The organism is Trinickia sp. LjRoot230, assembly GCF_964253315.1.
Lineage (GTDB): Bacteria > Pseudomonadota > Gammaproteobacteria > Burkholderiales > Burkholderiaceae > Trinickia.
Genome location: NZ_CAXUQX020000001.1, coordinates 2064568 through 2079493, shown reverse-complemented (window position 1 = coordinate 2079493; position 14926 = coordinate 2064568). Strand labels below are relative to the sequence as shown.

The window sequence follows — 14926 nt, the reverse complement described above, 5'->3', positions numbered from 1 at the left end:
ATCGGCTCGCCTTCATACTCGGCTCATGAATGACCATCATCGTGTGGCCATTCGCCCATCGCCTGAAAAAGCCCCGCCGTATCCGCCAAACGTCGGCTTGTCGCTCGAATGGCGTCGAGCTGAGCGTTCAGATATTGCTGCTCGCTCGCACGCTCGGCCGATGGTGGCAACGCCCCGAGGCGTCTTCGCGCCGCCGTCTCATCGAACGAGGTGTGGGCAGCGCCACTAGCCGTATCGGCCGATTCCAACGCCTGCGCATCGTGCTCGAGCGACGCCAAGCTGTCCGCCACATCCTGAAACGCCGATAACACCGCGGTTTTGTACTGCGCTACCGCTGCATCATATGAATCGACAGCCGCGCGCCGCTGTGCGAGCAGGGCGCCGCCATGAAAAATCGGCTGCGTGAGTCCGGCACCGATGCTCCATACCGCGCCCGCGCCAGACAATGCGACGGGCCAGCTGAATCCGCTTTGCCCCATCGACGCCGACAGCGAAAGGCTCGGAAAGAGCTGCGCGGTCGCCACGCCGACCTGCGCGGCAGCGGCTTTCAGCGTGGCTTCGGCGGCGCGAATGTCAGGCCGCGAACGCAGCAAGTCCGAAGGCACCACGACGGGCACGCGTTCGGGCAACGCCAGGCTTTCGAACGGGGGCACGGCTGGCGCGGCATCCGGTGTGCGCCCCAGCAGTACGGCTAGCGCGTGCAGGGCCGCCGTGCGCTGCTGGCGCAAGCCCGGCAGCGTGGCGGCCAGCGATGCCGCGCTTTGCTTCGACGCGAGCGCCTGCGCATGCGGGGCGGCGCCGAGTGCGTAGCGGCGCTCGTCGTCGTGCGCGCTATCGTTGGACAGCGCGACAAGACGCTCGGTCAGCGCGATTTGCCGCTCGAGCGAGGAGACGTTGATCACCGCCCCGACGATGTTGGCGGCAAGCGCGCGACGTGCGGCATTCAGTTGGAACGCCTGCTGGTTCACGCGTGCGCCCAAGACGGCGTTGGCGTAGCGCGCCGCGCCGAAAATATCGAACGTATAGCTCGCGCGCAGCTCGCCGACGAACACGTTATAGAGCACGGTGTTGCGCATCCCTGGAATGCCGAGCGCACGCTCGCGGGTGGCCTGCGCGCCGGCATCGATGCTCGGCAGTAATGAAGAGCCCACCTGAGCACGGTATTGCTCGTGCGCCGCTGCGAGGGATTTTTCGGCCGCGGCCAGCGTCAGGCTGTTGCGCAACCCTTCCTCGACGAGCGTATCCAGTGCGTCTGAGTGATAGAGCTGCCACCATTGCGGCACTGGTTGCGCGCCAACGTCGAATTGCTGCATGACGCCGGCGGCGGCAACGGTTTGCGCAGGTTGAGGTGCTTCACCGTAGTGCGCGGGCGAGGGCATCGCGGGCGGCGCACCGGACGGGCCGAACGAGCAGGCCGCGAGGGCCAGCGCCGCAGCGCCGGCGAAAGCCGATTTGTAATGCACGAGGCTCATGATCAATTCCCGGAATGCGCGGCGTCAGCGGGTGACGGATCGCGTTCGTCGCGCTTGACTCTGAACCATGTCGCGTAAAGCGCCGGCAGATAGAACAAGGTCAGCACGGTCGCGCTCGTAATGCCGCCCATCAGCGCGGTTGCCATCGGTCCGAAGAAGTTGGAGCGCAAAAGCGGTATCAGCGCGAGTACGGCGGCCGCCGCGGTCAACGTGATTGGCCGGAAGCGCCGGACGGTGGCGCCGATGATCGCATCGACACGCCGGTGGCCCGCTGCGATGTCCTGCTCGATCTGGTCAACGAGAATCACCGAGTTACGCATGATGATGCCGAACATCGCAATGACACCGAGCATCGCGACGAACCCGAACGGCTTGCCAAAGAGCAGCAGGGCGACGACCACGCCGATCATGCCGAGCGGTGCGGTCAGCACGACCATCAACACGCGAGCGAAACTCTGCAACTGAATCATCAGCAACGTAAATACCGCGATGGCCATCAGCGGCATTTGCGCGTTGATCGAGTTTTGCCCCTTCGCGCTTTCTTCGACCGAGCCGCCGACTTCGATCCGGTAACCGAGCGGCATTTGGGCGCGCTCGGAGGCAAGGGCGCGGTCGATGTCGTGCGTGACGTCGATACCCTGCGCATTGCCGCGTACATCGGACTGCACGGTGATGGTCGGCTGGCGGTCGCGCTCCCAAATGACGCCGTATTCCAGCGACGGACGCATATGTCCGAGCGAACTCAGCGGCACGGGGCCATTCGGCGTCGGCATGGCAAGGCTCCCGATCCGCTGCGGGTCGACACGCTCGCGCTTGGGGGCGCGCAGCTCGACGCCGATCAACTTGTCGCGCTCGCGAAACTGCGTCACCGTATAGCCCGATAGCGTCATGGCGAGAAAGTTGGAGACGTCTTGCGAGCTCACGCCCAACTGTCGGGCTTTGATCTGATCGACTTCGAACGAAAGCGAACGCTCGGCCGGTTCGTCCCAATCGAACTGGACGTTACGCGTGCGGGCGTCGGCGCGCATTTTCGCCGAGACTTTTTCGGCGATCGCACGCACGGTTGCGATGTCGTCGCCGCTCACGCGGAATTGCACCGGAAAGCCGACGGGCGGCCCGTTTTCGAGCCGCGTGAGTCGGGTGCGAACGCCTGGGTACTCGTTCTCCAGCTTGGTATCGAGCCATTGCGCGAGCTTGTCGCGCGCTTCGACGCTCTTCGCGGTGACGACGAACTGCGCGAAATTCGGCTGCTGCAATTGCTGATCGAGCGGCAAGTAGAAGCGGGGCGCACCGGTGCCGACGAAATCGACCAGATGATCGACCTCGGGCCGCCCGTCCAGCGTTTTCTCGAGACGCTTCGCTTCGCGCAACGTGGCCTCGAACGAGGCGCCTTCGGGCAGCCGGATATCGATCAGCAGTTCGGGCCGGTCGGAGCTCGGGAAAAACTGTTGCGGTACGAGCGAAAACCCTGCGAGCGCGATGACGAACAGCACCACGGTGATGACGAGCACGATCGCACGGCGCTCCACGCACCACGTCACCCATACCGACAAACGCCGGTAAAAGCGGGTGTCGTAGATGTCGTGCTCGTGGTCGTGCGGCAGCCCGGCCTCGCGTTTGCGCTCGGGCAGCAGGTGAAAGCCGAGCAGCGGGATCAATACGACGGCGGCAAACCATGAGGCGATCAGCGCGATCGCCGAGACCTCGAAAATGGAGCGCGTGTACTCGCCGGTGCTCGACTTCGCCAGTGCAATCGGCAAGAAGCCCGAGACGGTGACGAGCGTGCCGGTCAGCATTGGAAACGCCGTGCTCGTATAGGCATAGGCCGCCGCGCGCGTGCGGCTCCAGCCCTGTTCGAGTTTCACCGCCATCATTTCGACGGCGATGATCGCATCGTCGACGAGCAGCCCCAGCGCGAGCACGAGCGTGCCGAGCGAAACCTTGTGCAGTCCGATATCGAAGATGTACATGCAAAGCGCGGTGACGGCCAGCACGATTGGAATCGAGATGGCGACCACCATGCCGGTGCGCAAACCGAGCGAGACGAGGCTCACGATCAGCACGATTGCCACCGCTTCACCGACGGCTTCGAGGAAGTCGTTCACCGAATGCGAGACGGCGTGCGGCATGCTCGATACTTCGACGAGCTTGAGGCCGGCCGGCAGGTGCATGCGAAGCTCGGCGCGTTTTTCGTCGAGCGCCTTTCCGAGTTGGATGACGTCGCCGCCCGGCTGCATTGTCACGCCGATGCCGAGCACGGCGTGGCCGCTTGCACGCATCTGCGTGATCAGCGGGTCATCGTAGCCGCGCTCGATCTTCGCGATGTCGCCGAGGCGGAAACTGCGCTGATTAATCGTAATCAACGTGTCCGCCAGTGCGCGTACGTCCTGGAATTGCCCACTCGGACGAATGAATACGCGATCGACGCTGGTCGTCACGGTGCCGGCCGACGACACCGTATTTTGCGCATTGATCGCTTGCGCGAGTTGCTGCGGCGAAATGCCGAGTCGCGTCAATGCTGAATTCGAGATTTCGATAAAGACGTGTTGATCGGGGTCGCCAAAATAGTCGACCTTCGCCACACCCGGCACCCGCAGCAGTACGGTGCGCAATTGATCGGCGTAATCGTGCAGTTGCGCCGGCGAGAAGCCGTCTCCTTCGAGCGTATAGATGTTCGTGTAAACATCGCCGAACTCATCATTGAAGAACGGCCCTATGGTTCCCGGAGGCAGCGTGGCAGCAATGTCGCCGACTTTCTTGCGCACTTGATACCAGGTTTCCGGGACGTCTTTAACCGGCGCCGAATCCTTCATCGTGAAGAAGATCATCGATTCGCCGGGGCGCGAATAGCTGCGCTGAAAATCGATGTGCGGTGCTTCTTGCAGCTTGCGGCCGATGCGGTCGGTGATTTCCTCTTGCACCTGCCGTGCCGTGGCGCCTGGCCACAGCGTTCGGATCACCATCACACGGAAAGTGAAGGGCGGGTCTTCGGACTGCGCGAGCTTTGTATAGGCAAGAATGCCGGCCAGCGTGGCAAGCGTGATCAGAAACACCACCAGCGCCTGGTGGCGCAACGCCCAGGCCGACAGATTGAAGCCGCCTTCCGCGGGATGTCCGGGCGGGGACGCGGCGTGCGGCAATGCGGCGCCGCGTTCGGATTCGCGATCGGAAGCGCTCATGACGCGAAGTCCTCGGGGTGCAGCGGCGCAATGACGCGAACGTGCTCGCCGGCGCTCACGGCATGGACGCCTTGCAGCACGACGCGCTCGCCGTCGTTTAAGCCCGTTGCGACAGAAACCGTGCGCTCGTCATAGCGCACGACTTCGATCGGACGCAATTCGAGCGTGTCGCTGCCGGCTCGGACGACCCACACCGCCGGCCGCTCGCTGGTGTGAAACAGCGCTGTAGCGGGCAATGTGAACGGATGGGCGGCCGAGCCGCCATTGGCCACATTGAATGCGACGTCGGCAGTCATGCCAAGCCGCACGGCGCCCGGCGGCGACTGCAGCGTGAGCTTCACACGGTAAGTGCGGCTTTGCGGGTCCGCCGCGGGCGCCACTTCGCGCACGCGTGCGGCGAACGTTTTGCCCGGCAAGGCAGGCAGGCTCACCTGTGCGGTGTGGCCGACGCTCAAGGCGCTCAGCAGACGCTCAGGGGCGTCGCAGACGACATCGACGTCGCCGCTCCACGCCAGATGGTAGACGGCCTGCCCAACTGCCACGTTTTGCCCCGTGTCCGCGTCTTCCGCCGTGATGAGCCCGGCGTGGTCGGCCGTCAATACGGCGTAGCGCAACTGGTCCGCCGCCAGCGCCAACTGCGCCCGCGCGGAATCGCGCTGAGCCGCGGCCGCCGCGTAGGCGTCCTGCGTCTGCTCCCACTGCGTGGGTGCGATCAGGTTTTCCTGCGCCTGTGCTCGATCACGCTCGAGCTGCTGCTTCGCATAGACGAACCGATGTTGTGCGGCATCGAGCTGAGCCTGCGCATTCGAAACGTTCTTTTGCGCGTCCGCCGGATCGAGCCGGGCAACGATCTGACCTGCTTTCACGGTGTCGCCCAGCCGAACCAGCCGGTCGACGATCTTCCCGCCGACGCGAAACGAGAGCGGCGTGCTGTAGCGCGCCTCGACCTGACCCGGCAACGACGCCACCGGCGCACGTCCGTCAGGATGAACCGCCACGGCGACGACAGGCTTCGGTGCTGGCGCGGCGGCTTCGCGCGAATGACAAGCTGCCAGCGCCAACGTGCAGCACGCGGCAGCCCAAAGAACGTATCGGCGCGGCCGACCGGCGGGCCTAAGCGAAACGGTGCGCGCGGGGTTCGGCGCGTCAGAAGCGGGACAATTCACGGTGCCCCCGTGGCAGAAAAAGTGATGGAAGGACGGCGGATCGTCCGCCGGAAAGCATTGGAAGCCGTGCTTGAGCGCGGATCCAGGCATGCTTATCTCAAATTTGGTCATGCATTCTAATACGGATCTGTATTTGAATGCAAAGATGAATTTTTATGACAAGCGATGCTACACTTCGCACCATGAAAAGAAACCGCCTGACCCGCGAGCAGAGCAAGGACCAGACGCGCGAGCGCCTGATCGAAGCGGCTCGGACGATGTTCATGAAAAAGGGATATGTCTCGACGAGCGTCGAGGACATTGCCGCGGCCGCGGGCTATACGCGCGGCGCGTTCTATTCAAATTTTGGCGGCAAGTCGGAACTGATGATCGAGCTGCTTCGGCGCGATCATGACCGCATACACGAAGCCTTCGAAGCAATCATGACCGAGGGCGGCACGCGCGAAGAAATGCAAAAGCGCGCGATGGTGTACTACAGCCAGATGTTTCGCCAGGACGACTACTTTCCGCTATGGGTGGAGGCGAAGCTGCTGGCCAGCCGAGACGCCAAGTTCCGCGTTCTCTTCAATGCGTTCAGAAATGAAAAGCTCGATCGAATCGCAGCCTATATTCGGGCGTTTTCCGAGCAACTTGGCACGCCGTTGCCGCTGCCGGCCGATACGCTCGCGTTGGGGCTGGTGAGCCTGTGCGACGGCGTGCAGTTTTTCCGCATGTCCGATCCGCAGCAGTTCACCGATGAGATTACGGAGTCTGTTCTCGCCGGTTTCTTCCGGAAGGTCATGATCGACTGAAAGGGCGGGAACGCGGCGTTATCAAGATATTTCGCAACGATTTGTGCATCGACTCTGATTAAAACTATCTGGGACGTATCGAGCGAATGTGCTCGATCCCTAACGGATAAAGGCGTCGACTATGCCGGGTTACTCACGCGAAGACAACGCCAGACTGCGACTGATGGCTATGCAGCAAAGCCGGGCGACCTCGCCGCGAAATCGAAGCGAGAATCTGCCGCAGGATCTTCAAGCTCTGCGGGCGATGTCGCTGCTGGTAAAAGGCGCGCAGGACGTTCGCGCAATGCAGGCGTGCGCGTTGGGTACGAGCTACGAGGAGTGCAAGAAGCTCGTCTATACACTGATCGAGACGCGGCCGAAGTTCCCGCACGCCAAACTGGGCGCCGCGGCGGATACCTTCGCTCAACTCGTGGCGTCGCCTGTGCCCGCGGCAATCAATGCAGTGGGGCAATTCGTCGCGAAAGCGACCGGTAGCGAGACGGTCGGCAAGATCGTCGAAGGGGCCAAAGAAGTTCACGACGCAACCGACGGTCTGGTGAGCGCGGCAGGAACGTTCGTATCGACCATCCCGCCGATGGCAAGCACCGTGTTGAGTACCAGCAACAGCGCGCTCGTGCAGCAATGTATGACATGGTGGATGAGCGCTAACGCTGCGGCGAACGCGACAACGCTTGCGAGCGGATATCTCGGCGTGCTGAGCCACATCTCCACCATCATTTCGGTTCTTGTGATCAACAACAGGCTCGACCCCATGCTGGCGCTCGAAGAACGGTACCGCGGTACGTGCAGTTGCTGCGATCGGGCGGCGAAGATCGCACAGGGATGGATGGATGCGGCGGCGGCATCGGCCGCTTCGCTCAATCCGATCGCGGCTGTCGGACTTTCCGGATATCGCGCATACGATAAGCTCTCGCACCGCATCGGGAAAATGCGGGCGACGCCCCAGGGCAAGGAAGTTCATCGCGACGCGTACTACATCGCTTGTGCGCTATGGGACGCTGCTCAGGCGAATCCGTCGGAGCATGAGGTGTTTCAGCATCGATATCCCGATGTCCTCGGACACGATGCGCGCTGCCCGCTCGCCATGCTGATCCTGGCTACGCTTTTCGGCGAAGGGAATTGTGTCGAGGGCGCGCCGAAGGCCGTGGCCGCGATCATCGCGAATCGGGCCAGCGCGGTGGAAAAGATCAAGGCTCTGGTGGGCTAGCGGCAGCGCCAGCCACCGTCGGGCGCGCTCAAGTGCCGGTCACGAGCCGGTCACGAACTGACACCGGGCCCGTAGTTGCTGCCGATCAGCGGCATCACCGCGTTGATGTCCGCGTAGTCCTGTTCGGGCAGACCATCGAGAATCGCCAGTAGTTCGTTGCTCGCACCCGCCTCGCGCGCAATATCGACGATCTGGTCTTTATTCGCCGGAAACGCCACGTTACTCAGTACATCTGTCATCTGCAGATCGATGGGTTCATCGGGGATGGCCGATGTCGTCATGGCGCGGCTCCTGTCGTTGGTGGGCGGGTTTGCGAACGGGCTGCGTTGTGCCCGATCAAGTCTGGGCCTGTCGCTCGTGCGGCGCAAAATGGCTGGCCAAGCCTCGTGCTTTCGGTAGCTCGATGCGTCGCCAGTGCTCCGGACCGGGGCCGCTGCCGGCCAGCACGCGCGGGGCCGCGGGGGCGACGGGCGGCGCGTCTGCGCGGGCAGTGGCAAGCGCGGCGCGCGCCGTCAGGCTATCGAGCGCTGTCATATGAGTCGGCGCCGCGAAGCACGATGCCGAAAGCAATGCCATCGTTGTCACTGTCGAGACTTTCATGACTCGACCTCCTTTTCGATGCGTGCATCCTGCCGATGGGCCGCGGTTTCGAGCCATCGGGCCGCATGCCACGTGCCCGCGCTAGCGCAGCACCTCGAAGCGTGTCCACGGCCAGGACGGCCGGTCGCGCATATAGCCATTCAGCCAATTCCACTGCGGATGCCGCTTCATGAACGCTTGCGCGTCGAACGGCCTGCCGCACGGATGCCCCCAGCGCGCCCAGAACGATAAATCGCGCGCCATCTCGCTATCGACGACTTTGCCGTCGTTCGCCCCCCATGGATTGAACGGCCCGTGATCCGAACCGCCGAAACGCGCATCGTCGAGTTCAAGGTGTCCGCAGATCGTGCGCGAGCAGGGGTTGTCGCTGCGATCGAGGTAGACATCGTGATGGTCCGCGATCATTTCCTTGGCCAGCTCCACGTCGATCTTGCCGTGGTGCAGGTCGGCGAGTTGCATGAAGCGCAAGCGGCGCGCGCCGTTTTTGCGCACGTCGGTGTAGTCCTCGCCTTCTCCAACGCACTCCTGGTTGCGGATCTTAAGATCGGTGGCCGTGTTGTAGCCGCTATAAAAGCCATCTTTCGTGATCTCGAAGCCGCGATAGTGCAGGCCCAACTCATAGCGGGCGATCTCGCCCGTCTTGCGGTCGCCGAGCAGCCAGCTGTTCGCGTATCCCCCATTGTTCGACAGCGAAAACATATCGCACCACTCGCTAATGGAGTTGGCGTATTGCGTCGCTCGTCTGGACCGGTAGAACTCGGGCGCGCCGGAAGCGTTGTAGCCGGCGAAGTTCGAAATGGTCGTCTCCGTGACCATCAGCCCGGCTGACGTCAGCCAGAAGTCGGTCAAGCTCGAAATGCAGCCGGGCAAGCCTTGCATCAGAATGCGGTGCCCCGCGTCGGGCACGATGTCGAACACGACGTTGAACGCGTCGCCAGCCGCGTAGCGGTCCCACGAGTTATGCGCCATGACGATACGCCCGTCGCGCGTCGCACTGCCGGTCGCGATAAATGCGCTGCAATGATGGCCGCGGCGGCCGCGCCACGGTCTGACGCCAAGCCGCGGCTCGCGCGCGGCCACTTGCGCCGGCCACCAGCTTTGCAGCAAATCCATATAGCCGTTCCAGGCCAAGACTTCGGCGAACGGTACTTGTGCACCGTCGGCGATGCCCTGGATTTCATCGAGAAACTCAGTGTCGAGCCGGTGGGAAAACTGCTCGAGCGCGGCGCGGGTGAAGGTTGCAAAGTCTTCGCCCGTGTCCCAGCGGGCCAGGTACTTCGCTGTCCGGATGGCGTTTTGAATTTCGGAGGCCAGCACCTTGCCATGCTGCTCGCCGCGGTCGTACGGCTCGCCTTCGAGGTGAACAAAGATCCAACCCGCGTGATCGCGGCGCGCGGCATCGAGGGACGGTTCGCTCATCTTCGCTCCGCAAGGGATGACTCGACCGAAAGAACGCTGGCGTCACAGCGCGGGCGCTGAGCCTTGAGCGCACTTAGGGAACATCTGATCTATTGACGTTTTGAACGTTGACGTTCATGCCAGCAATTTTCTGCGAGCTTCGATGATCGATTTTTCCGGCCATCACGCTACCAATCGAGGCCATATCGGCCCCGAGCGCCGATTTTCCGAGGCAGCGGACGGATTTTTCCCATCAAGCCATCAGCTTTCGCCTCGCTAGATAAAGATTCGTCAGGCCGATCAGCGAGAACACCTGCGCCGCGTTCTTCGCCAGCCCTTTGTAGCGCACCTTCGCGTAGCCAAATTGCCGCTTGATCACCCGAAACACGTGCTCGACCCGGGCCCGGATCGAGGACATCCGGTGATTGAAGCGCTTGTTTGCGCTCGTCAGCGGATACGGCTTGCTGCCCTTGAGCGCAACACCCCAGAACACACCGGCTTCACGCGCCAGACGCTTGAACGCGTTGTTCACGTAGCCCTTGTCGCCGAACACCGCCCGATCGCTCTCTCGCAGCAGCACCGGCAACTCGCTCACGTCCGCCGTGTTGGCCGGCGTCACCGATACCGTATGCACCAGGCCGCTATCGACGTCCGCCCCAACGTGGATCTTCATGCCAAAGAACCACTGGTTCCCCTTCTTCGTCTGATGCATCTCCGGGTCGCGCTGCTTGCCCTCGTTCTTCGTCGACGGCGGCGCATGGATGATCGTCGCGTCTACCATCGTGCCGCCCTTGAGCAGCATGCCCCGTGCTTCCAGCGTCTCGTTGATGACGTTCATCATCTTCGAGGTCAACCCGTGCTGCTCCAGCAGATGTCGGAACTTGAGGATCGTCGTCTCATCGGGCAGCGCATCGTCCGACAGTTCAAGCTGCGCGAACCGGCGCATCGATTCGATCTCGTAGAGCGCGTCTTCCATCGCCGGGTCCGACAACGCGTACCACTGCTGCATGAAGTAAATCCGCAGCATCGTGGCCAACGGCATCGGCGGTCGGCCACGCCGGCCCGACTTCGGATAGTGCGGCTCGATCACCGCCAGCAACGCCGTCCACGGCACCACCGCTTCCATTTCCGTCAGGAAACGCTCCCGGCGCGTCTGCTTCTTCTTTCCATCAAACGCCAGCGAGGCGAACGTCGTTTGTTTCATGGCTCGGAGGCAAGTGGCAACGGATCAATCTTAACGGCTCGAATAGATCAGATGCTCCTTAGCAAGTGTTTTCATTGTAGAAAAATTGCTGCGCTTTGCTATGCAGACCTACACGCCCCGCCCGGCGGCGGTCGGCCATGCTCAAAGTGCGGGATTCATCCGACGGTATGCGTCGAGCAGCGCCGTTTTATAGACGGCACCCAGCAATTTTGGTTTGTCCACACTGACGATAACCGGCAACCGTTCGCCTTGAAACGCCAAAAAACGCTGCAATGCCACCCCGATCGGCATATCGGGCGTGAGCGTGGTGAATTCCGGCTGAAGATAGTCGCCCGCCGTTCGCGAGGCCGTGTCGCGCTTCTCGAGCAGGTCGGACGTGATGTCCTTGAGGGCGACGACGCCAACAAAATGGCCGTCGTCATCGGTCACATAGAGGTACTTGACCGGATATTCGAGGAAGACCCGCGTCATGTCATGTACCGTTGCCGTGAGCGGCACGACAGTGTCGGCAGGCTTGATGAACTCGCGCATTTGCGTGGCGCGCAGCCGTATGCGCTCTTCGTCATCGGCATGCCGGCGCAACGTGATTTCGTACATCGACGCCTTGCCGCTCGCGCGGGCCACGAAATAGGCAACCACGCATGAGAGCATCAGCGGCAACACCACCTGATAGCTGAGCGTCATCTCGAAGATCATCAGAATGGCCATCAGCGGCGCTTGCGTGGCGCCCGCCAAAAATGCACCCATGCCGACGATGGCATAAGCGAATGAACCCGATGTGCCGTGCGGCCAGACGGCGTGCGACGCCAGGCCGAACAGCGAGCCCAGCGCGGCGCCGACGAACAGCGTCGGCGTGAACACGCCGCCCACGGCGCCCGAGCCAACCGTCGCCGCAGTGGCGACGAGCTTTGAAATCAGCACGACGATGAGCGCGGTCCATGTCCAGGGGGAATGCAAAATGGAGTTCACGACGCTGTAGCCATTACCCCACACCTCCGGCACCCATACCGAAACGATGCCGACGATCAGCCCGCCCAGCGCAAGCCGCAGCGGCAACGGCCATGGCAATCGCCTGAATTGCGCTCGGGAAAGGTCGATCACGCGCAGGAACTGGGGTGCCGTCGCGCCGCACAGGAAGCCAAGCGCGACAAAAAGCAGCACCTCCACGCCGGCAACGGGCGGGAACACCGGCATTTCATACGGCGGTCTATACCCGGCGAATTCGCGCATCGTGATATTGGCGACCACGGAGGCAACGACGACTGGCCCGAAGTTCTCCATCGCAATCGACCCGAGCACGATCTCCGTCACGAAAAAGGCGCCGGCAATGGGGGCGTTGTAGGCGGACGTGATGCCGGCTGCCGCGCCGCAAGCAACCAGCAGGCGCAGCCGTTGCGGATCGAAGTGCACGACGCGGCCGATGACCGAGCCGGCCAGCGCGGCGAGTTGAACCATCGGTCCTTCGCGGCCGATCGAGCCGCCAAAGCCGATCGTGAAGAGCGACGAGATGCTGCGCCAGACGCTTTGCCAAATGGGGACGACGCCGTCGCCGATCGCAATGGCTTCCATGTAGTCGGAGTTGGCCTGCTTGTCGGCATGGCGTTGCGCGATCAACAGCAGGCATCCCGCGATCAAGCCGCCCGCGGCGGGTAGCCAGAAGCGCACGGTCCACGGCAAATCCCGCGCCATTTCGACGAAGCTGCCCGCACGCCCGGTGAAGCTCCATTGGAAGAAATCGATGCAGCGCCGAAACGCAACCGTGGCGAACGCACCGAGCACGCCGGTGACGATCGCCCACAGCAGCATCGTATGCGCTTCGGACAAGCGGAACAGGTTCTGGGCGCGGGTACGCGCACGGAGCAGGAAGGAAAGCACGGCGGCATCGGCGAGTGGCAGTCGAGCGCAAGGATAGCACCGCGCTTTCGCATCGCGCCCCGATTTTATGCGGTACAGGCAGATGGGCGGGGCGATATGTTCAGTGTGCTGCCCGGTCGAGTTCCGGATAGTGCCGGAAGATGCCTGTTTCGTTGAACGGCAAACGCCGTTCCGAAGCGAGATAGTCGGCGATGTTCGGACGGGCGGCGACGGCGTCATGCAGCGCGGCCAGATGCGGATAGCGCGCGGCAAAGCGTTTCATCGCACGGGAAAACGCATAGTGGAGCCCGGCAACCACCTGGAACATCGACAGATCAACGTAAGTCAGCGTCTTGCCGACCATGTGCCGAGGGCCGTGCGGATTCTGCTCGAGCACGCGCTCGAAATAGCCGAGGAACTTCGGCAGACGATGGTCGATGAAATCGCCCGCGCGGGCCTCCGCCGCTTCCTTTTGATCTTCGTAATAAAGACCGCTGGCGATGGGGTGGTGCGTGTCGTGCACTTCGGTGACGAGATCGGCGATAGTCAACTGAAGGCCGTGCACGACGTAACGCAGGTCGTCTTGCGGCGCCAGATGTAATTTTGAGCCGAGATACAGCAAAATGTTGGCGGTCTGCGCAACGATAAGGTCGCCGTCTTTCAAAAAGGGCGGTGCAAACGGAATGTGCGGCTCGGTGCGGCTATTGATCAGCGCGAGCATCGCGTCTTCTCCGTGCCCGTCTTGCGCTCGTTCGCGCGCCACGTCGATATACGGCGCGCGGGCTTCTTCGAGCGCGAGTCGCACGAATTCACCGCGCCCCTGCAAGCCGTCCCAATAATGCAGTTCATATGCCATCGCTTGGTCCCTCATCACGAAAACAATCCGCGGCCGAAGGCACCCTGTTCGCCTTCGGTTCGCTCAGGCGACGAAACGCTCGACGGCGTACGTCATCGCGAGGCCACCTACGCCCAGCCATATGTAAAGGACCAGACCGGTTGCCAGCGCGCGGGGGCCGGCAACGCGCACCTGCGAGAGGCGCGTTTCAATGCCGAGCGCCGTCATGGCCATGGTCAGCGCGAACGTGTCGGCGACATTCACCGCGTGTGTGACGGCCTGCGGCAACACGTGCAGCGAGTCGATCATCACGCAGCCGAGAAAGCCGAGCGCGAACCAGGGCATGGCGAGCTTGCCCGAGCCATGCGTGCCGCGCCCGCCGGAGCGGCGGCTCGCAGCCAGCCATGCTCCCAAAGCCAGCAATACCGGTACCAGCAGCATGACGCGCGTCATTTTGACGATGGTGGCGACGTGTGTTGCCTCGGCACTGACGTCGCTCGCGGCGCCGACGACCTGTGCGACTTCATGAATCGTACCGCCGAAGAAAAGGCCCACGCCCGTCGTATCGAGATGTAGCCATCCGGCATGGTAGGCAAGCGGGTAAAGCAGCATCGACAACGTGCCGAACAGCACGACCGTACCCACCGCGACAGCGCTTTTCTCGGGCTTCGATTGCAGCGTCGATTCGAACGCGAGCACGGCAGCCGCGCCGCAAATAGCGCTGCCGGCCGCGGTGAGCAGCGCCGTGTCGCGATCGAGTTTGAAGAGCTTGCCAACCAAGACGCCGATCACAAGCGTGCTGACGACCATGAGCACCGAGATACTCAGGCCGGGCAAGCCGACCTGAGCAATCTCTTGCAAGCTGACCCGCAAGCCAAAGAAAGCCACGGCGATGCGCAGCAGCCGCCGCGCCGCGAAGTTCACGCCGATGTCCCAATGCGCGGGCATGCCGGCCCGCAGCGTGTTGCCGTAGAGCGCCCCCGCCACGATGCCGACGATCAGCGGGCTCACGCCCAGTGCCGCGACGGGCCGTAACGCCGCAAGCTGGGTGACGGCGGCGGCAAAGAGCGCCACAAACAGCAGACCGTTGAGATGGCCGTGCGACCCGGCGCTGGCAGCGGCCGGCGCCGGGTGGGGAAGAGTTGAGGAATGCATCGAAGCTGCCTGACCTAGCAAATGTGGTGATGGGCTTATGCTATTACTCGAATAAGCTTATGAAA

Annotated in this window: 12 protein-coding genes; 2 read left to right on the top strand and 10 right to left on the bottom strand. The window is 62.8% G+C overall.

The genetic code is table 11. The annotated features are described in order from the left end of the window. Window positions 1-23 precede the first annotated feature (23 nt). The 3 genes from ACSQ20_RS09700 to ACSQ20_RS09690 are packed head-to-tail and all read right to left on the bottom strand — an operon-like array spanning window position 24 to window position 5817. Complete coding sequence (locus ACSQ20_RS09700) at window positions 24-1472, bottom strand: efflux transporter outer membrane subunit (RefSeq protein ID WP_436019333.1); 1449 nt, start codon at window positions 1470-1472, stop codon at window positions 24-26. A gap of 2 nt (window positions 1473-1474) precedes the next feature. Further along, window positions 1475-4651, bottom strand: a complete 3177-nt coding sequence (locus ACSQ20_RS09695; RefSeq protein ID WP_436019331.1) for an efflux RND transporter permease subunit — start codon at window positions 4649-4651, stop codon at window positions 1475-1477. After that, window positions 4648-5817 (bottom strand): efflux RND transporter periplasmic adaptor subunit, encoded by a 1170-nt coding sequence (locus ACSQ20_RS09690; protein ID WP_436019329.1) that lies wholly within the window; start codon window positions 5815-5817, stop codon window positions 4648-4650. Before ACSQ20_RS09690 ends, ACSQ20_RS09695 begins: the two co-directional genes overlap by 4 nt. A 182-nt stretch (window positions 5818-5999) precedes the next feature. On the opposite strand from ACSQ20_RS09690, the gene ACSQ20_RS09685 reads away from it, so the two are divergent. Both ACSQ20_RS09685 and ACSQ20_RS09680 read left to right on the top strand, forming a co-directional pair. Beyond that, complete coding sequence (locus tag ACSQ20_RS09685) at window positions 6000-6608, top strand: TetR/AcrR family transcriptional regulator (RefSeq protein ID WP_436019327.1); 609 nt, start codon at window positions 6000-6002, stop codon at window positions 6606-6608. Window positions 6609-6729: 121 nt separating this feature from the next. Beyond that, entirely contained in the window at window positions 6730-7815 is a 1086-nt protein-coding gene (locus ACSQ20_RS09680) for a hypothetical protein (RefSeq protein ID WP_436019325.1), read from the top strand. A 50-nt stretch (window positions 7816-7865) separates the two neighbouring features. Here ACSQ20_RS09680 and ACSQ20_RS09675 read toward each other — a convergent pair whose 3' ends face one another. From ACSQ20_RS09675 to ACSQ20_RS09645, 7 genes are all read right to left on the bottom strand, one after another. Next, the gene (locus ACSQ20_RS09675) at window positions 7866-8096 is read right to left on the bottom strand and encodes a DUF2795 domain-containing protein (RefSeq protein WP_436019323.1); all 231 of its coding nucleotides are present in this window, start codon (window positions 8094-8096) and stop codon (window positions 7866-7868) included. A gap of 55 nt (window positions 8097-8151) precedes the next feature. After that, complete coding sequence (locus ACSQ20_RS09670; RefSeq protein ID WP_436019321.1) at window positions 8152-8415, bottom strand: hypothetical protein; 264 nt, start codon at window positions 8413-8415, stop codon at window positions 8152-8154. An 81-nt stretch (window positions 8416-8496) separates the two neighbouring features. After that, a complete protein-coding gene (locus ACSQ20_RS09665) occupies window positions 8497-9834 on the bottom strand; it encodes a C45 family autoproteolytic acyltransferase/hydolase (RefSeq protein ID WP_436019319.1) in 1338 nt (445 codons plus the stop codon). Between the two features lie 232 nt (window positions 9835-10066). Beyond that, entirely contained in the window at window positions 10067-11017 is a 951-nt protein-coding gene (locus tag ACSQ20_RS09660; protein ID WP_436018149.1) for an IS5 family transposase, read from the bottom strand. Window positions 11018-11158: 141 nt separating this feature from the next. Next, a complete protein-coding gene (locus ACSQ20_RS09655; RefSeq protein ID WP_436019317.1) occupies window positions 11159-12892 on the bottom strand; it encodes a ClcB-like voltage-gated chloride channel protein in 1734 nt (577 codons plus the stop codon). A 100-nt stretch (window positions 12893-12992) separates the two neighbouring features. Then, a complete protein-coding gene (locus tag ACSQ20_RS09650; RefSeq protein ID WP_436019315.1) occupies window positions 12993-13727 on the bottom strand; it encodes a glutathione S-transferase in 735 nt (244 codons plus the stop codon). A gap of 63 nt (window positions 13728-13790) precedes the next feature. After that, a complete protein-coding gene (locus ACSQ20_RS09645) occupies window positions 13791-14861 on the bottom strand; it encodes a YeiH family protein (protein WP_436019313.1) in 1071 nt (356 codons plus the stop codon). Window positions 14862-14926 lie beyond the last annotated feature (65 nt).